Raw genomic sequence first — 18,468 nt, forward strand, 5'->3', positions numbered from 1 at the left:
GGGTGGCAGGCGACAAGCGCCAGCCAAACGGCCGAACAGCCGAACAGTCGAACAGCCAATTAGGCGAACAAGCGAACAGACGAACAGGCCACAAGAAATCACGGTGAAGAACCCAAGAGAAAGGTGATGCCGATATGGCAACCGCATCCGAGACCCCCGTTCTGGACACCCTCGCCGCCATGACCATCGACTCCGTCGAGCGCTGTCACATGGACGACCGGACGCTCATCCTGACCCGTATCGCGGCCCTGGTGGCCGTCGACGCCCCGGCCATCTCGTACCTGGCGCACATCGACCCGGCGGTCAAGGCCGAACTCACCGTCGAGGAGCTCCAGGACGTCCTCGTCGCGATCGCACCCGTCGTGGGCAGCGCGCGCGTGATGTCGGCGGCCGGCCATATCGCGCAGGCCTTCGGCGTCGCCATCGCGCTGGCCGAGGCCGAGGCGGAAGCCATCGCCACCGCCGAGGCGGAGAGCCGCGGCACGTCCTGAACTGCGCACACCGGTCACACTTTTGTCGTCCGTCCGGCTGATCCGGTGCATCCAGTGAGCGGTCCGCGGCGTCTACACCGGTATGGACCTGCAGAAACCGCCCGCCGAGCCGCGTCAGCCGGAAGGATGTCTCGTCGTCGCGATCCGGCTGCCCGTGCGGATCGTGGTGCTCGTGCTGGTCGTGCCCGTGCGGATGGCCTGGGACGCGCTGGTCGTCACCGGCCGCTTCCTGCGGGACACCCTGCTCCGGCCCCTGGGCCGGGCCCTGCTGTGGCTGGGGCAGGTGCTGTGCGTGCTGCCGCTGGTGGGGCTGTGGCGGTACGTCCTCGTCCCCGTCGGGCAGGCCCTGCTCCGGCTGGGGAAGGTCCTGGTGATCGCCCCCGCCGTCGCCCTCCACCGGTACGTCCTCATCCCGCTCGGCCAGGCCGGCCGGTGGCTGGCCCAGGGTGCCGGGGCGGGGCTCGCCCGGCTGTACGCGCGCGTACTGACGCCCGTGGGGCACGCGGTGGTGTGGCTGGTGCGGTACGGGATCGTCGTGCCCGTGCTCTGGACCGTGCGGTACGCGGTCGTCGCACCGGTGCGGTGGCTCGTCCGGTATCTGGTCGTCGTCCCGGCGCAGTGGGTGTACGCGTGGATCCTCGCCCCCGTCGGACGGGCCGCCGCCTGGTGCGTGCTCGGGCTGTGGCGGCTGCTCGGACTGCTGGTCACGGGTCTCGGGACGGCCGTGTACTGGATCGCGCGGGTGCTGCTGGTGCCGCCCGCGCTCGCGCTGTGGCGCCGGGTGCTCGTCCCCGTCGGGCACTTCCTGGGCGTCCTCGCCCGCGAGGTCGGGGACGCGCTCGGACACGCCTGGCGGATCGCGGGGCACCTCTCGCGCGCCGTCGGACGGTTCCTCGCGGCTCTCTTCCGGTGGGGCGTCGTCCAGCCGGTGCGCTGGGTCTACCGGACCGTCCTCACCCCGGTCGGACACGCCGTGCGCGACGCCGTCCTGAAGCCCGCCGCGCAGGCCGCGCGCGCCGTGGGCCGGGCGACCCGGCAGGTCCTCGCCTCCGCGCGCGAGACGGCCCGGCAGACCCGGGCCGACGTACGGCGGCTGCTGTTCGGGGAGCCACGGGAGCGGGCCGTGCGGACCCGGGAGAGGGAAGCGGTGCTCCGGCGGGAACCGACACCGCTCGGCACACGTACTCTTGATAGCAGTACGACCGCTCTCACGAACCTCACGAAGGACTGAACGACACTGGGCAAGCGACAGCCCGAAGGCCCGCCGCCCGCACCCGCGGTGCAGCGCATCCGACTGCGCTACACCAAGCGCGGCCGCCTCCGGTTCACCAGCCACCGTGACTTCCAGCGTGCCTTCGAGCGCGCGTTGCGCCGTGCCGAGGTGCCGATGGCGTACTCGGCGGGGTTCACGCCGCACCCGAAGGTGTCGTACGCCAATGCCGCACCCACCGGCACGGGCAGCGAGGCGGAGTACCTGGAGATCGCGCTCACCGCTGCGCGCGAACCGCAGACGTTGCGTGCGCTGCTCGACGAGTCGCTGCCGACCGGGCTCGACATCGTCGACGCGGTCGAGGCCCGCACCTCGGGTCTCGCCGACCGGCTCACGGCCTCCGTGTGGGAGCTGCGGCTCGACGGAGTCGACCCGGCCGACGCCGAACGCGCCGTCCAGGCCTTCAACTCCGCCGGGTCCGTCGAGGTCCAGCGCATGACCAAGAACGGCCTGCGCACCTTCGACGCCCGCCCCGCGGTCGTCCGGCTCGAAACACAGAGTGAAGCGGCTGATAGGCCGACCGACCGGGCCTGTGCGATACTGCGCCTGGTTGTTCGGCACGTGACGCCTGCCGTACGACCCGACGACGTCCTGTCCGGTCTCCGCGCCGTGGCCGACCTGGCGCCGCCGGTCCCCGCAGCGGTGACCAGGCTGGCGCAGGGGCTGCTCGATGAAGAGACCGGCGCCGTGACCGACCCGCTCGCGCCCGACCGCGAGGCAGCCGAGGCCCTCACAACGGCCTAGCGACTGCCGCCGCGAAGGCGTCGACGCACGGAAGGTTCCGCATCGGGACGGGCGTCGTAGCGCAGCCCTTGGACTCGGGAGCCACCTGGGTCGGGCGGCGCACCCACCAGAAGACTTTCGCCAGGCCGTCGCAACAGGGCTACGGAACCGGCGAGACAGGACACAGAGAGCTCCCGTGCGGCGGCCGCGCCCCGGACGGCGGCAGCGCGCAGGCGCGCGAGCCGCGGACGTCAACGGCGACCGATCCCTTGTGATCGGCGCCGGGCCCGGTGCGGCGCCCGGGAGCCTGACGGGAGACACACCCGCATGCTCGAACCGACCGAACCCACCCAGGGTTCCGAAGAACAGAACAACACCCCCAGCGACACCCTGCCGCCGCGTCGTCGGCGCCGTGCCGCTTCCCGCCCGGCCGGCCCGCCGAGCGGCGCCGCCGAGGCCCCGGCCGAGATCACCGCGCCGGCCATACCGGCCGTGGAGACCGCCGAGCTGCTGGCGGACGAGGTCGACGAGACCGAAGAGGTCGCCGTGACTGCCGCGACCGAGGAGGCCGCGGCGGAGAAGGCCGAGGAGGCCGCTCCCGCGCCCCGTGCGCGTCGCCGGGCCACCCGTCGGGCGTCGGCACCCGCCGGCGCCCCGGCCGAGGCGGCCGAGGCTGCCGCCGAGACGGTCGTGCCGGTGACCGCTGTCGCCGATGCCGCCGAGGTCGAGGCCGTGGCGCCGGTGGCCGAGGAGGCCGCTCCCGCGCCGCGTACCCGCCGTCGGGCCACCCGCCGGGCGTCCGCTCCCGCCGGTGCCCCGGCCGCGGCCGAGGCGGCCGAGGCGGAGCCCGCGACCGAGGTCGCGGCCGAGGTCGCCGCTGCCGCCGAGGCCGACATCGAGGTCGAGGCCGAGGAGGCCGCTCCCGCGCCCCGTGCCCGTCGCCGGGCCACCCGCCGGGCGTCCGCGCCCGTCGGCGCTCCGGCCGAGACCGCGGTGAGCGCGGAGACGGTGAGCGGAGAGACGGTGAGCGCAGAGACGGAGCCCTCCGTGGCCGAGGAGCCCGCCGAGGCCGCGCCCGCCGTCCAGGAGGTCGCCGAGGAGGCCGCCCCCGCGCCCCGTGCCCGCCGTCGTGCCACCCGCCGGGTGACCGCGCCCGCCGGTGCCGCCGCCGAGAGCGAGGCCGAGCCGACCGCGACCGCCACGACCGCGCCCGCCGCCGAGGCCGCCGTGACCGAGTCCGCCGCGGTCGAGGCGAAGGCCCCCGAGGCCGCCGCCCAGGCCCCGGCCGTCGAGGCCGCCCCCCGTACCCCGGCCGTCGCCGAGGCGCCCGCCGACGAGGAGGCCGGTACCCGACGGGCCCGTCGGCGTGTCGTGCGCCGGGCCGCCGGCGGCTTCTCCGAGCCCGCGCCCCTGCGCGACGGCGAGGGCGACGCACCGCGTCGGCCCGCGCGGCCCGCGGTCGCCGTGTTCCAGGCGCCCGTGTTCGCCGAGCCGCAGTTCCAGACGCCGCAGCGCGCCGCCGCCGAGGCTGCCGCCGCGTCCGCCGAGGAGCCGGTCGAGGCCGAGGAGACCGAGGAACTGCCCACCGAGGAGGTTCCCGCCGAGGAGCAGGCCGGCTCGCGCCGTCGCCGTCGTCGCCGGGGTGCCGCCTTCGCGGAGGAGACCGAGGCCGCCGAGCCGGCGGCGCCCGAGCCCGCCGCCGAGGCGCCGGACGAGACCGAGCCGGAGGAGGCCGACGAGGCCGCCGAGGACGGGGTCGAGGGCGACGAGGAGAGCGAGGAGACCGGTTCGCGCCGTCGCCGTCGCCGCGGTGGGCGTCGTCGCCGCCGGGGCGAGGCCGCCGACGGCGAGAGCGACGGCCTGGACGCCGAGTCCGACGAACTCGCCGCCGAGCAGGCCGCTCAGGACGCCGAGGACACGGCCGAGCAGACGGAAGACGACGCGGAGGACACCGAGGACGAGGCCGGCGGCTCCACCGCGGGCAGCCGTCGCCGTCGCCGCCGTCGTCGTCGCGCCGGAGACAGTGGCGCCGACGCCGAGCCGGGCGACGGCGACCCCGAGCGCACCGTCGTCAAGGTCCGTGAGCCCCGCAAGCCCGCCGAGCCGTCCGACGAGGTGCAGTCCATCAAGGGCTCCACGCGTCTGGAGGCCAAGAAGCAGCGCCGCCGCGAAGGCCGTGAGCAGGGCCGCCGACGCGTCCCGATCATCACCGAGGCCGAGTTCCTGGCCCGCCGCGAGGCCGTCGAGCGCGTGATGGTCGTCCGCCAGAGCGGCGAGCGCACCCAGATCGGCGTCCTGGAGGACGGCGTGCTCGTCGAGCACTACGTCAACAAGGAGCAGTCGACCTCGTACGTCGGCAACGTCTACCTGGGCAAGGTCCAGAACGTGCTGCCGTCGATGGAGGCCGCCTTCATCGACATCGGCAAGGGCCGCAACGCCGTCCTGTACGCCGGTGAGGTCAACTTCGAGGCGCTCGGCATGGCCAACGGGCCGCGCCGTATCGAGTCCGCGCTGAAGTCCGGGCAGTCCGTCCTCGTCCAGGTGACCAAGGACCCGATCGGGCACAAGGGCGCCCGGCTGACCAGCCAGGTCTCCCTCCCGGGCCGCTACCTCGTGTACGTCCCCGAGGGCTCGATGACCGGCATCAGCCGCAAGCTGCCCGACACCGAGCGGGCCCGGCTGAAGACGATCCTGAAGAAGATCGTCCCCGAGGACGCGGGCGTCATCGTGCGCACCGCCGCCGAGGGGGCGAGCGAGGACGAGCTGCGCCGTGACGTCGAGCGCCTCCAGTCGCAGTGGGAGGACATCCAGAAGAAGTCCAGGAACGGCGGCGGCTCGAACGCGCCGTCGCTGCTGTACGGCGAGCCGGACATGACCGTCCGGGTCGTCCGCGACATCTTCAACGAGGACTTCTCCAAGGTCGTCGTCAGCGGCGACGAGGCCTGGTCGACCATCCACGGGTACGTCTCGCACGTCGCGCCCGACCTGGCCGAGCGGCTGTCGAAGTGGACCTCCGAGGTCGACGTCTTCGCCACCTACCGGATCGACGAGCAGCTCGCCAAGGCGCTGGACCGCAAGGTCTGGCTGCCCAGCGGCGGCTCGCTGGTGATCGACCGGACCGAGGCGATGGTCGTCGTCGACGTCAACACCGGCAAGTTCACCGGTCAGGGCGGCAACCTCGAGGAGACGGTCACCAGGAACAACCTGGAGGCGGCCGAGGAGATCGTGCGCCAGCTGCGGCTGCGCGACCTCGGCGGCATCATCGTGATCGACTTCATCGACATGGTGCTGGAGTCCAACCGGGACCTGGTGCTGCGCCGACTGCTGGAGTGCCTGGGCCGCGACCGTACGAAGCACCAGGTCGCCGAGGTGACCTCGCTGGGCCTCGTGCAGATGACCCGCAAGCGGGTGGGCCAGGGTCTGCTGGAGTCCTTCTCCGAGACCTGTGTCCACTGCAACGGCCGCGGCGTCATCGTCCACATGGAGCAGCCCACCTCCGTCGGTGGCGGCGGCAAGCGCAGGAAGCGCGGCCGGGGCGGCGACGCCCACGAGCACGAGGCCGTCGAGACCGCCGAGCCGCTGGTGGACGTCGAGGAGGAGCCCGAGAGCGAGGCCGAGGTCGCCGCCGAGGTGGCCGAGCCGGTCGCGCTGACGCCCCCGGAGTTCGCCCTCGACGAGGAGCTGTACAGCAGCGTCGCCGAGGCGGAGGCCGCGGCCACGCGTGGGCGGGGCCGTCGCAGGGCGAGCCGCCGGGCGTCCGCTCCGGCCGGTGCGCCGAAGGGCGCCGGGCGCCGGGGCCGTGGCGAGGTGTTCGCCGCGGAGGAGCCGGACGAGCAGTTCGCCGAGGCTTCCGTCCGGACGCCCGTCGAGGCGCTCGCGGAGGTGCCCACCGCGCAGGCCGTGACGGCCGAGGCGGAGGCCGTGCGTCCGGTGCAGCCGGCCGAGGCGCTCGCCGCGCAGGCCGAGCCGGTCGCCGTGGAGGACCCGGTCGTCGAGGCCCCCGTCGCCGAGACGCCCGCTGCCGAGGAGGCCGCGCCCAAGGGCCGTACCCGTCGTCGCGCCACCCGCAAGGTGTCCGCGCCGGCCGGTTCGCCCGCCGGGGCCGAGGCCGCCGTGGTGACGGTCGTCGAGCCCGCCGTGGAGGCCCCGGCCGCCGAGGCGGAGCCCGTCGGGTCCGAGCCGGTCGCCGAGGCCGAGCCGGTCGCCGAGAGCGCGGCCCCGGCCCGCCCGCGGCGCCGTGCCGTGCGCAAGGCCACCGCGCCGACCGCGCCCGAGGAGACGGCCGTCGTGGTCGTCCCGTCGGCCGCGGCGGAGGCCACGGAGGCGGAGGCCACGGAGACCGAGGCCCCCGAGACCGAGGGCACGGAGGCTGTGGCCCGCGAGGCCGAGGCCGGTGTGCCTGCGGCCCCCGAGGCCGAGGTCACCGAGGCCGAGGGCGTCGTCGGTGAGGAGACCGCTCCCGCCAAGAAGACGGCCGCCCGCAAGACGGCCAAGAAGGCCACGGCGAAGAAGGCCGCCACCAAGAAGACGGTGACGGCCAAGAAGACCGCCGCGAAGAAGACCGTGGCCAAGAAGACGACGGCCAAGAAGGCCGCCAAGGCGACGGTCGCGAAGAAGGCGGCTGCGCAGACGACCGAGGACTGACACCCCTCACCTGCGGTGCGACACGACGCGGGCGTCCGGCTCTCACCGGACGCCCGCGCCGTCGTCCGTACGCCCCTCGGCTCCTCACCTCGTGTCGCACTGCGTTCACCGTAGAGTTACGCTGTGTCTTGCTTGTGATCGAGGGCACCCGTGGTGGTGGTTTCTCTGTGGTAACACTCGGGAAAATCGCCGTCCCCGTGCTGGTAACGTGCAGTCTGGTCCCGGTGGCCAAAGACATGCACACCGTGACCACAGCCGATGAGCACACCCGGTCCCGTACCGGGTACGGCTGACTTCCCGCAAGGAACCCTCGGGGGGCGGGGTCCTGTGTACAAGCCGTCCATCCGCCCACAGGCGGCCATGGACAACCAGGGATGCGGCCGTGCTGAACACCGACATGGCCCTTCCCGACCGCATGACGTGGTGCGCCTTCGAGGTCGCCGTAGAGGAGGGGTACGTCGATGACCGACGCCCATGAGTTCATACCGGCCGCCAAACCCGTGATCGACGAGGACGAGATCGAGGCGGCGGTGCGCGTGCTGCGCAGCGGCCGGGTCGTCCAGGGTCCCGAGGTGGCCGCCTTCGAGGAGGAGTTCTCGGAGCTGGTAGACGGGCGTCACTGCGTCGCGGTCAACTCCGGCACCTCCGCCCTCCACCTGTCGCTGATGGCCCTCGGCCTCGGCCCGGGCGACGAGGTGATCGTGCCCTCGTTCTCCTTCGCGGCCTCCGCCAACGCGGTGCGGCTCGTCGGGGCCGACGTGGTCTTCGCCGACATCGACGCCGACACCTTCTGTCTCGACCCCGCCGCGGTCGAGGCGGCCATCACCCCGCGCACCGCCGCGATCATGCCGGTCCACCTCTACGGCCACCCCGCCGCGATGGACAGGATCATGGCGATCGCCGCACAGCACGGCCTCGCCGTCGTCGAGGACGCCTGCCAGGCGCACGCCGCCGCCCTGAACGGCACCCCCGTCGGTGCCTTCGGCGCCGCGGGCACCTTCAGCTTCTACCCGACGAAGAACATGCACAGCCTCGAGGGCGGCATGATCTCCACCGGTGACGCCGAGGTCGCCCGCACCCTGCGCCTGCTGCGCAACCAGGGCATGGAGCAGCGCTACGCCAACGAGATCGTCGGCGCCAACGTCCGGATGACGGACGTCTCCGCCGCGATCGGCCGTGTCCAGCGCGGCAAGCTCGGCGGCTGGACCGAGCAGCGCATCGCCAACGCCGCGTACCTCACCGAGCACATCAGCGCGCCGAACGTGGTCGCGCCGAAGGTCGCCGAGGGCGCCCGGCACATCTACCACCAGTACACCGTCCGCGTCCAGGGCGACCGCGAGGCCTTCATGACCGGGCTGACCGAGGCCGGCATCGGCAACGCCGTGTACTACCCGACCCCCATCCACCGGCTGAAGCCGTACTGGGAGCCGGACCAGAAGGCGGGCCGCACCTGGGACCTGCCCGAGACGGAGCGCGCCGCCGCCGAGGTCGTGTCGCTGCCCGTGCACCCCTCGCTGTCCACGAACGACCTCGAGCGGATCGTCGCCGCCGTGAACACGCTGGGGGAGCAGCTGTGAGCAACGGGAAGCCGCTGCGCGCGGGACTCGTCGGCCTCGGTTCCATGGGCCGCCACCACGCCCGCGTCCTGGCCGGGCTGGAGGGCGTCGACCTGATCGGCGTCGTCGACCCGATGGGCGACAAGTTCGGCGCCGCCCAGGGCGCGCCGATCCTGGACACCGTCGAGGAGCTCATCGCCCTCGGGGTCGACTACGCGGTCGTGGCCTGCCCCACCCACCTGCACGAGCAGGTCGGTCTGGCGCTCGCCGAGGCCGGGGTGTGCGCGCTCATCGAGAAGCCCGTCGCGGAGACCGTGGAGGGCGCCCGCCGCCTCGTCGAGGCGTTCGAGTCCCGTTCCCTGGTCGCCGGTGTCGGCCACATCGAGCGCTGCAACCCGGCGCTGCGCTCGCTGCGCGCCCGCCTGGAGTCCGGCGAGCTCGGTGACGTCTACCAGGTCGTGACCCGCCGACAGGGCCCGTTCCCGCACCGCATCGCGGACGTCGGCGTGGTCAAGGACCTCGCCACCCACGACATCGACCTGACCGGCTGGGTGACCGGACGCGAGTACGTGTCCATCGCCGCCCACACCGTCTCCAAGAGCGGCCGGGTGCACGAGGACATGGTCTCCGCGGTGGGCCGCCTCGACGACGGCACCATGGTGAACCACCTGGTGAACTGGCTCAGCCCGCTCAAGGAGCGCTTCACCTCGGTGACCGGGGAGCGCGGCTGCTTCATCGCCGACACCCTCACCGCCGACCTGACCTTCCACTCCAACGCCGCGGTCACCACCGAGTGGGAGGCCCTCCAGGCCTTCCGCGGGGTGTCCGAGGGCGACATGATCCGGTACGCCATACCCAAGCGGGAGCCGCTGCTCGTCGAGCACGAGCTGTTCCGGGACGCGGTGCTCGGCAAGGAGGCCGACATCTGCACGCTGCGCCAGGGCATGCGTACGGTCGAGGTGGCGGCGGCGGTGCTCGAGTCGGCGGTGGACGGCAGCACCGTCCTGCTGGACCGTCATGGTTGCGGGGCCGCCTGAGCGTCCGGCCTCGCGTCGCCGGCGGTCCCTGGCCCCTTGTGCGCAGGGGGCGGAATTCTCGTCCCATCCGGAGGAAGACAAGTAATGGAATCCCCTGCTCGCAGGCCGAGGCTCGCGGTCATCGTGGCCAACGGCATCACGGGCGACTCCCGCGTCCAGAAGACCGCGGTCGCTGCGGCGCGAGACGGCTGGGACGTGACCCTGGTGGGCCGCAGTGACACCAAGCGTGTCCAGCGTTCCAAGATGGGCCCGATCACGGTGATCCGGGTACCGGTCGGCGCGGACTACCTGCGCGGGGTGAACTCCCGCCGGAGGCACCCCGTGCGGGCGGCCGCGACGCAGTTCCAGCTGCGGGACCAGGCGGCGCTGAACCGCTACACCGCGGCGTACCGGGCCTGGGTGCGCCAGACGTCGGCCGAGAGCAACTGGGCGGGCAGCCCGCGCCGCGCGTCCCTCAAGGCGCTCCTGAAGGCCCGCCGCTCGGTGCACCGCCTGCGCGTGCGCGCGTTCCGGTGGGAGGAGCAGCGTCGGCCCAAGGACCCGGCTCCGGTGGGCGACTGGCGCCGTGACTGGCCGCAGGTGGTCGACCTCGACCTGGCGTTCGGTCCGGTGATCGAGGAGATCGAGCCGGACGTCATCCACGCCAACGACGTGACGATGATCGCCACCGCGGCGCTCAGCGCGGCCCGGCTGCGGGCCCGCGGCCGCAAGTGCGCCTGGCTGTACGACGCCCACGAGTACGTCAAGGGCGTCGAGTGGCCGAACGCCCGGCAGGCCTCGGCGCTGCCCGCGCTGGAGGCCGAGTTCATCGGCCGAGCCGACGCCGTGGTCACCGTCTCGACCCAGATGGCCGAACTCCTGCGGAACGACCACAAGTTGACCGAGTCGCCGCTGGTCGTGGGCAACTCGCCGGTCCGTGAGGTCATCGGCGGGCGGCGCTCCAGCGCGTCCGTCCGGGAGGCCTGCGGCCTCGGCCCCGAGGTGCCGCTGATGGTCTACTCGGGCTGGATCGGCCGGGAGCGCGGCGTGGACGCCGTCATCGACGGCCTGCCCGATCTGCCGGGTTTCCATCTCGCCCTGGTGGTGGGCCGGATGACGCCGCTCCTCGAGGAACTGCTCGCCCAGGCGGAGTCCCTCGGGGTGCGCGACCGGGTCCACCTGGTGCCCTACGTGCCGCAGCACGAGGTCGCCGACTACCTCTCGTCGGCGGACCTCGGGCTCACCCCCTTCAAGCGCGTCCCCAACTGCGAGGTGTCGCTGCCCACGAAGGTCTCCGAGTACCTCCAGGCGGGCCTGCCGCTGGTCACCAGCGATGTGAAGGTCATCAAGGCGTACGTCGAGGAGCACGGCCTCGGCGAGGTGTGGACCTGGGACGACCCGAAGACGTTCGCCGTGGCGGCCGCCCAGGCCATGGACAAGCGCGACAAGCTCGCCGAGGCCATCACCGAGGACGTCCGCACGGAGCTGTCCTGGGAGGCGCAGAGCGGCAAGCTGCTCCGGCTGTACCGCGAGCTGTCGAAGAAGACCCCGCCGGGCCCGCGGCCCGATGTCTCCTGGACCGTGCAGGAGACGCCCGAGGCCGTCCTGACGGTGGACACCGACGACGCCGACGGAAAGCCGGCCTGGCGCAAGCTCGGTGAGACGCGGATCAAGCTGGGCCTGGGCCCGGCCAACTACGCGGGTCAGGCTGCCGCCTACGCCCAGGCGATCACGCGGCTCAACCCGGACGTGTCCGTCGAGGTCGTGATGAACAAGCGGCCCGAGTCCTTCGACTACCCGGCCGACGTGTACGTGGACGCCACCCGGCTGCGGGAGCTGAACGTCCAGCTCCAGCAGGTGGAGCGGATCGTCGGGCGGTACACGCACCTCCTCGTCGACGCCTTCATGCCGGTCTTCGGGCATCTCAACGGGCCGTCGATCGCCGGTGACCTCGACGCCCTCAAGCAGGCCCGGATCAAGGTGGCGCTGCTCGCCCACGGCAGCGAGATCCGGCACCCGCTCCGGCACATGGAACGGCACGCGTTCTCGCTCTTCCACGACGCGCCCGAGGGCATCGCGGAGAAGCTCCGGGTGAAGGCCGAGCTGAACCGGCGCATCGCGCAGGAGGCGGGACTGCCGCTGTACGTCACCACCCCGGACCTCCTGGAGGACCTGCCGTCCGCGACCTGGGCCCCGCTGGTCGTCGACGTCGCCGGCTGGGCGACCGACCGGCCGGTCATGGAGCGCAAGCGCCCGCTGGTGCTGCACGCCCCCTCGAAGCGGTGGACCAAGGGCACGGACCGGATCATGCCGGTGCTCACCGAGCTCCACGACGAGGGCCTGATCGAGTTCCGGCTCGCCGAGGGCATCCCGTGGGCCGAGATGCGTGAGCTGGTGCAGGGCTGCGACCTCGTCCTCGACCAGTTCACGACCGGCAGCTACGGTACGTTCGCGGTGGAGGCCATGGCCGCGGGCAAGCCCGTCGTCGCCTACATCAGCGACGGGGTGAAGGCCGCGACCGACGGGGCCCTGCCCATCGTGGGCGCCACCCCGGACACCCTGCGTGAGGTCATCCGGTCCCTCGTCGACGACCGGGAGGGCACCGCGCGGATCGGCCGACGCTCCGTCGACTTCGCCCGCACGTACCACGACGGAAGCTGGACCGCGCAGGTCCTGAGCGATTTCCTGAAGTGACCAGTTCAGAAAGGCTGTTCATGGAAGCGCAGAGTGCCGACGCACCCCGCCCCACCAAGGGCCGCGTCGTCATGCTCGTCGACAACAAGGTCGACGGCGACTCGCGAGTGCAGAAGGCCGCCGAGTCTGCCGCGGCGGCCGGCTGGGACGTGGTGCTGCTCGGTCTCGTGCGGTCCGGCAGCGGGCGCACCTGGAAGCTCGGGGACGCCGAGGTCCGGCTGCTGCCGCTGAAGACCCCGCTGGCCAAGCGGCACGCCGAACGGCACCGCTCGCCACTGCGCCGCCCCTTCGCCTACCCGCCGGGCCCGATGGCCGCCTACCGCCGCCAGTGGGTCAAGGCGTGGCGGGTCGACCTGGCCACCCGGCGGGCCGCGCTCAGGGTGGCACCCGCCGCCGTGGGCAGCCCGCTGTTCCGCACGGCGGAGAAGGCCCGCCTCACGCTGGGCGGCCCCGTCTCCCGCTTCATGCAGAAGTGGGTCGAGTTCCGCGCCGGGCAGAGCGCCAAGGCCCAGCAGGCGGGCCGCGCCCTGCGCGGTCCCCTGGACCGCGCCTTCACCGCGTCCTGGAAGGGCGTCAAGGGCAAGCGGGCCTGGCGTCGCCTCGAGCCGGTGCTGTGGGACTACGAGCTGACCTACGGCAAGGAGATCGACGCCCTCAAGCCCGATCTCATCCACGCCAACGACTTCCGCATGCTCGGGGTGGGCGCGCGGGCGGCCGTACGGGCGCGGGCCAAGGGCCGCTCGGTCAAGCTGGTCTGGGACGCGCACGAGTTCCTGCCCGGTGTACGCCCGTGGGAGGACAATGCCCACTGGATCCCCGGCAACACGGCGCACGAGAGCGAGTACGCCCCGTTCGCCGACGCCGTGGTCACCGTCTCCGAGGGGCTGGGCGACCTGCTGCGCGAGCGGCACGGGCTCACCACCCGGCCGACCGTCGTGCTCAACGCGCCGGACCGTCCCGTGGAGCGGGACCCGGCGATCGAGGACGCCGAGCCGGAGCCGGACCTGCGCGAGCTGTGCGGGATCGGCCCGGAGGTACCGCTGGTCGTCTACAGCGGCTCGCCCGGACCGCAGCGCGGTCTCGGCGACATGGTGGAGGCCCTGCCCGGGCTGGACGGTGTCCACATGGCGTTCGTCGTCCCGTCCCCGGCGGCCTCCTACATCCAGAGCCTGCTGAGCCGCGCGCAGGAACTGGGCGTCGGTGACCGGTTGCACGCCGTTCCGTACGTCAAGCACTGGCAGGTGGTGCGTTTCCTGTCCGCGGCGAACGTGGGCTGCATCCCCATCCACCACTGGCCCAACCACGAGATCGCGCTGATCACCAAGTTCTTCGAGTACTCGCACGCCCGGCTGCCGCTGGTGGTGAGCGATGTGCGGACCATGTCCGAGATGACCCGTTCCACGGGCCAGGGCGAGGTCTGCCGGGCGGAGGACGTCGACGACCTGGTGCGTGCGATCAAGGCCGTGCTCGCCGACCCGGAGAAGTACACGGCGGCCTACGACAAGCCGGGGCTGCTCGACACCTGGACCTGGGAGGCACAGGCCGAGGTTCTGGACGCGCTCTACACCCGCCTGGTCCTCGGGCCCGCGGGGGAGCCGGCATGAGCGCGCCCGCCGACGTCAGCGTCGTCGTCGCCGTCTACAACACGATGCCGTACCTGACGGACTGCCTGAACTCCCTCCTGGGGCAGAGCATCGGCCGCAAGCGCCTGGAGATCGTCGCCGTGGACGACGGCTCCACCGACGACAGCGGCGCCGAACTCGACCGGTTCGCGGCGCTGTACCCGGACACCGTCAAGGTGATCCACCAGCCGAACTCCGGCGGCCCGGCCGCGCCCAGCAACCGCGCGCTGGACGTCGCCACCGGCCGGTACGTGTACTTCATCGGCTCCGACGACTACCTCGGCGAAGAGGCGCTGGAGCGCATGGTGAAGTGCGCGGACGACAACGACTCGGACGTCGTGGTCGGCAAGATGGTCGGCACCAACGGCCGGTACGTGCACCAGGCGCTGTACAAGGAGAACGCCGCGGACGTCAGCCTGTACGACTCCGCGCTGCCGTTCACCCTGGCCAACACCAAGCTGTTCCGGCGCGACATGGTGGAGAAGTACCACCTGCGCTTCCCCGAGCACCTGCCCGTGGGCAGCGACCAGCCGTTCACCATCGAGGCGTGCGTGCGCGCCCGGAAGATCTCGGTGGTGGCCGACTACACCTGCTACTACGCGGTCAAGCGCGGCGACGCCAGCAACATCACCTACCGCGCCGACCATCTGGCGCGGCTGCGCGCGGCGGCCGAGATCATGGACTTCACGGCCGGGCTGATCGAGGCGGGCCCGGACCGGGACGCCGTGCTGCGCCGGCACTTCACCTGGGAGCTGGCCAAGCTCGTCCAGGACGACTTCCCGTCCCTGGACCGGGAGTTGCAGCGCCAGATCTGCACGAGCATCGGCCGGCTGGCGGACGTGTACTTCACCGATGGCATCCGTGACGCCATGGACGTCAAGCGCCGGGTGCGGATCGCGCTGGCCCAGGCCGTGGCCATCGACGACCTGGCCGAGGCGATCTCCTCGGAGGCGGAGCACGGGGCGCCCCCGTTCGTCGTGGAGGGCGAGCGCGCCTACGCCCGCTACCCGGGCTTCCGCGACCCCCGCATCGGGGTGTCCGACCGGGTCTACGAACTGGTCGGGGAGGCCGTACCGGGCCGCCTCGCCAAGGGCACCGCGCTGCTGGACTCCGCCTGGGAGCAGCAGGGCGAGAAGCTCGCCTACACGGCGTCCGTACGGGTGCCTGTCCTCGGCGACGTGGAGGGGGCCGGTCTGGCGTTGCGCCTGGTCAAGGGTGCGATGCCCAAGTCGGCGGACAAGCCGGGCGCGCGCCGGCTGAAGCCCGGCCACGAGCTCGGGCCCGTGGTCGGCGAGATGAGGGTGGAACCGGCCGTGCCCGGCACCGCCGCCACCGTGCTGCACGCCCGTGTCCCGCTGGAGCCGGCCACCGGCAAGTGGGGCGTGCGGGTGTACGTCGACGTGGCCGGTTCGACGTACGAGATCCCCGTGAGCGGCAAGGGCCTGCCCATGCCGCTGGCCCGCAAATGGGGCAGGGACGACGACCCGTACCGGGCGTCGGCCCTGGTCAACCCCAAGGGACGCGTGGTGGTCGACACGGCCCAGATGTACCCCCCGAAGAGGACTGTGGTCCGGCGGGCGCTGGGGGGCCTTGTCCGGAAACTGAAGTCCCGTTCCAAAAGGAAGAAGTAGCGACCCTCCATGAACATCTGTGTAGTAGCGCTCGGCAAGATCGGGCTTCCGCTGGCGGTGCAGTTCGCCTCCAAGGGCCACCGGGTCATCGGCGCGGACGTCAACGAGAAGGTCGTCGAGCTGGTCAACGCCGGTGTCGAGCCGTTCCCCGGTGAGCACGACCTCGACGTCAAGCTGAAGCAGGCCGTCGACGCCGGTCTGCTGAGCGCGACCACGGACACCGCGTCCGCGGTCGCCGAGTCCGAGGCCGTCGTCGTGGTCGTCCCGCTGTTCGTGGACGCCGAGGGCACCCCGGACTTCGGCTGGATGGACGCGGCGACCAAGGCGATCGCGCACGGCCTCAAGCCCGGCACGCTGGTCTCGTACGAGACGACCCTGCCGGTCGGCACCACCCGCACCCGGTGGGCGCCGATGCTCGCCGAGGGCTCGGGCCTGACCGCCGGCGAGGACTTCCACCTGGTCTTCTCCCCGGAGCGCGTCCTGACCGGCCGGGTCTTCGCCGACCTGCGCCGCTACCCCAAGCTGGTCGGCGGCATCGACGAGGCGTCGACGGCCCGCGGCGTGGAGTTCTACGAGCAGGTCCTCGACTTCGACGAGCGCGCCGACCTGCCGCAGGCCAACGGTGTGTGGGACCTGGGCACGGCCGAGGCCTCCGAGCTGGCCAAGCTGGCCGAGACGACCTACCGGGACGTCAACATCGGGCTGGCGAACCAGTTCGCGCGGTTCGCGGACAGCAACGGCATCGACGTCAAGAAGGTCATCGAGGCCTGCAATTCGCAGCCGTACAGCCACATCCACCAGCCGGGCATAGCCGTCGGCGGCCACTGCATCCCGATCTACCCGCGGATGTACCTGTGGAACGACCCGTCGGCGACCGTCGTGCGCTCCGCCCGTGAGGCGAACGCGGCGATGCCGCAGTACGCGGTGGACCTGCTCGCGGCCGCCTACGGCGACCTCACCGGTGTGCACGTCCTCGTCCTGGGCGCCGCCTACCGCGGCGGTGTGAAGGAGACCGCGTTCTCGGGTGTCTTCCCGACCGTCGAGGCGCTCAAGGCGCGCGGCGCGGTGCCGTACGTCTCGGACCCGATGTACACGGCCGAGGAACTGGCCGCGCACGGCCTCACCCCGCACGCGGGCGAGAAGGTCACCGCGGCGATCCTCCAGGCCGACCACGCCGAGTACCGCACCCTGACCCCGGCGGACCTGCCGGAACGTCACGGTCCTCGTCGACGGGCGTCGTACGACGGACCCGGAGGCCTGGAAGGGCGTCCGGCGGGTCGTCATCGGCGGCTGACGCCCCCTGCACGGCCGAGGGCCCGTCCGGACGTCGGACGGGCCCTCGGCCGTGTGCGGCTCAGTCGCGGGCGGCCGCCGCCGCCCGCTTGGCGGACTCCTTCTCCAGGGCGGCGCGCAGCCACCTCTGGGACGGCTTCTCCACGAACCGGTGGACGAGCCAGGACAGCGCGAGCAGCAGCGCCGTGGTGATGCCCAGGGTGGCCCAGGCCCCCACGTGCCCGTACAGCGTGCGGATCATCGCCCAGCCCAGCTCCTCGTGGAGCAGGTAGAGCGGGTAGACCAGCGCGCCCGCCGTGGACAGCCACTGCCAGCGGACGCGGTCGAGCTTGTGCAGGGCGACCGCGAGCACCAGCAGATAGAAGACGGTGACCAGGGCCAGCGCGAGGTAGGGGTTGCGGTCCATGCCCTTGTCGTGCCGCAGGTGATCGGCGTGCTGGACCAGGTCGCTCTGCATCACCAGCCAGCTCGCGCCGAGCAGACCCCAGAGCTTGAGGTCGGGGCCGAACCGGTACATCAGGTACATGGCGATGCCGGAGACGAACAGGGCCGTGTTCAGCGGCTGGGCGAAGATGCCGAGCAGGGGCACGTCGTCCTGCTGCACCAGGATGCTCGCGAGCAGCCACAGCCAGCAGAAGACGGAGACCCGGACGTAGTCGAGCCCCTTCCAGACCACCACCAGGAAGATCAGGTAGAACGTGAGCTCCACCCAGAGGGTCCAGTAGGCGCCGACCAGATGCCGGGCGGACAGCGGCACCTGGAACATGGTGAGGTTGGTCAGTGATTCGCTGACGCTCGGGGCCTTGCGCGCCCCGTCGGGCAGCCCGCGCCAGACGAGCACGGCGACGACCACCGAGAACCAGTACGCGGGGAACAGCCGCAGGAAACGGGCCTGCACGAACTGCCCCGGCGTCCGGCCCCAGGCGGACAGACAGATGACGAAGCCGCTGATGATGAAGAAGAGCTGGACGCCGTAGGAGCCGTACGAGGTGACGGGGAACAGCCACGGGAACAGGTCCTTGGGATTGACGCCCCAGTTCGCCTTCGTCGCCGCGTCCACTCCGGTGAAGTGGAACAACAGGACGGAGAGTGCCGCCACCACCCGCAGCGCGTCCAGCGCGTAGAGCCGGGTGGCCCGCTCCCGCGTGGGCGGCGCGGCCGGCGTCTCCTGCCGAGCGGGGACCGTGACATCGGTCTGGGACATGCTTCCCCTTCCGCGGCCGCCACACCCCGCTTCGGCGCGGTTCGCCTCAGGGCCCCGTGGTGTGCAGCCGCGCCCGGTGAGCATACGGGGCGCGGGGCGCGTATCTCCGCGCGGGCGGCCCCGGCGGGGACGGACGCGGTCTTACCTGTTCATCGGACGTTGCATAACTGGTCACAAGGAAGTCGTCGTATGATCCGGCCCTGGCTACTCAGCCGGGGTCGGCCGCTCACCGCTCAGGATGCACACGTGCCCGCTGCCCTCACCGCACCACCGCGCCCCCGCGGCACGGATCACCCCGCCGCGCGCCGCCCGGGGCGTCCGCCG

Annotated in this window: 10 protein-coding genes and 1 pseudogene; 10 read left to right on the plus strand and 1 reads right to left on the minus strand. The window is 72.4% G+C overall.

Going from position 1 to position 18,468, the window contains the following annotated elements; genetic code table 11:
* The first annotated feature begins 134 nt into the window (after window positions 1-134).
* From U5640_RS29860 to U5640_RS29905, 10 genes and pseudogenes are all read left to right on the plus strand, one after another.
* Window positions 135-491: a carboxymuconolactone decarboxylase gene (locus tag U5640_RS29860; protein WP_340379266.1), complete on the plus strand. Its 357-nt coding sequence runs from the start codon at window positions 135-137 to the stop codon at window positions 489-491.
* Between the two features lie 82 nt (window positions 492-573).
* A complete protein-coding gene (locus U5640_RS29865; protein ID WP_340379268.1) occupies window positions 574-1,722 on the plus strand; it encodes a hypothetical protein in 1,149 nt (382 codons plus the stop codon).
* 48 nt (window positions 1,723-1,770) lie between these two features.
* Window positions 1,771-2,505, plus strand: coding sequence for a TIGR03936 family radical SAM-associated protein (locus U5640_RS29870; protein ID WP_340379270.1), 735 nt, complete (start codon window positions 1,771-1,773; stop codon window positions 2,503-2,505).
* A gap of 306 nt (window positions 2,506-2,811) precedes the next feature.
* Window positions 2,812-7,128 (plus strand): Rne/Rng family ribonuclease, encoded by a 4,317-nt coding sequence (locus U5640_RS29875; protein ID WP_340379272.1) that lies wholly within the window; start codon window positions 2,812-2,814, stop codon window positions 7,126-7,128.
* Window positions 7,129-7,589: 461 nt separating this feature from the next.
* Complete coding sequence (locus U5640_RS29880) at window positions 7,590-8,705, plus strand: DegT/DnrJ/EryC1/StrS family aminotransferase (RefSeq protein ID WP_340379274.1); 1,116 nt, start codon at window positions 7,590-7,592, stop codon at window positions 8,703-8,705.
* Window positions 8,702-9,721 carry a Gfo/Idh/MocA family oxidoreductase gene (locus tag U5640_RS29885; RefSeq protein WP_340379276.1) on the plus strand — a complete coding sequence of 340 codons (1,020 nt, stop codon included), beginning with the start codon at window positions 8,702-8,704 and terminating at the stop codon, window positions 9,719-9,721. Before U5640_RS29880 ends, U5640_RS29885 begins: the two co-directional genes overlap by 4 nt.
* 84 nt (window positions 9,722-9,805) lie before the next feature.
* Window positions 9,806-12,394: a glycosyltransferase gene (locus U5640_RS29890; protein WP_340379278.1), complete on the plus strand. Its 2,589-nt coding sequence runs from the start codon at window positions 9,806-9,808 to the stop codon at window positions 12,392-12,394.
* A gap of 20 nt (window positions 12,395-12,414) precedes the next feature.
* Window positions 12,415-13,998 (plus strand): glycosyltransferase family 4 protein, encoded by a 1,584-nt coding sequence (locus U5640_RS29895; protein WP_340379280.1) that lies wholly within the window; start codon window positions 12,415-12,417, stop codon window positions 13,996-13,998.
* Window positions 13,995-15,647, plus strand: coding sequence for a glycosyltransferase (locus tag U5640_RS29900; protein WP_340379282.1), 1,653 nt, complete (start codon window positions 13,995-13,997; stop codon window positions 15,645-15,647). The genes U5640_RS29895 and U5640_RS29900 overlap by 4 nt, the downstream gene beginning before the upstream one ends.
* Before the next feature lie 9 nt (window positions 15,648-15,656).
* Window positions 15,657-16,941, plus strand: a pseudogene (locus U5640_RS29905) (nucleotide sugar dehydrogenase).
* 60 nt (window positions 16,942-17,001) lie between these two features.
* Here the strand turns inward: U5640_RS29905 and U5640_RS29910 are convergent.
* Window positions 17,002-18,144: an acyltransferase gene (locus U5640_RS29910; protein ID WP_340379284.1), complete on the minus strand. Its 1,143-nt coding sequence runs from the start codon at window positions 18,142-18,144 to the stop codon at window positions 17,002-17,004.
* Window positions 18,145-18,468: the final 324 nt, after the last annotated feature.

Source organism: Streptomyces sp. SS7, assembly GCF_037993025.1.
Lineage (GTDB): Bacteria > Actinomycetota > Actinomycetes > Streptomycetales > Streptomycetaceae > Streptomyces.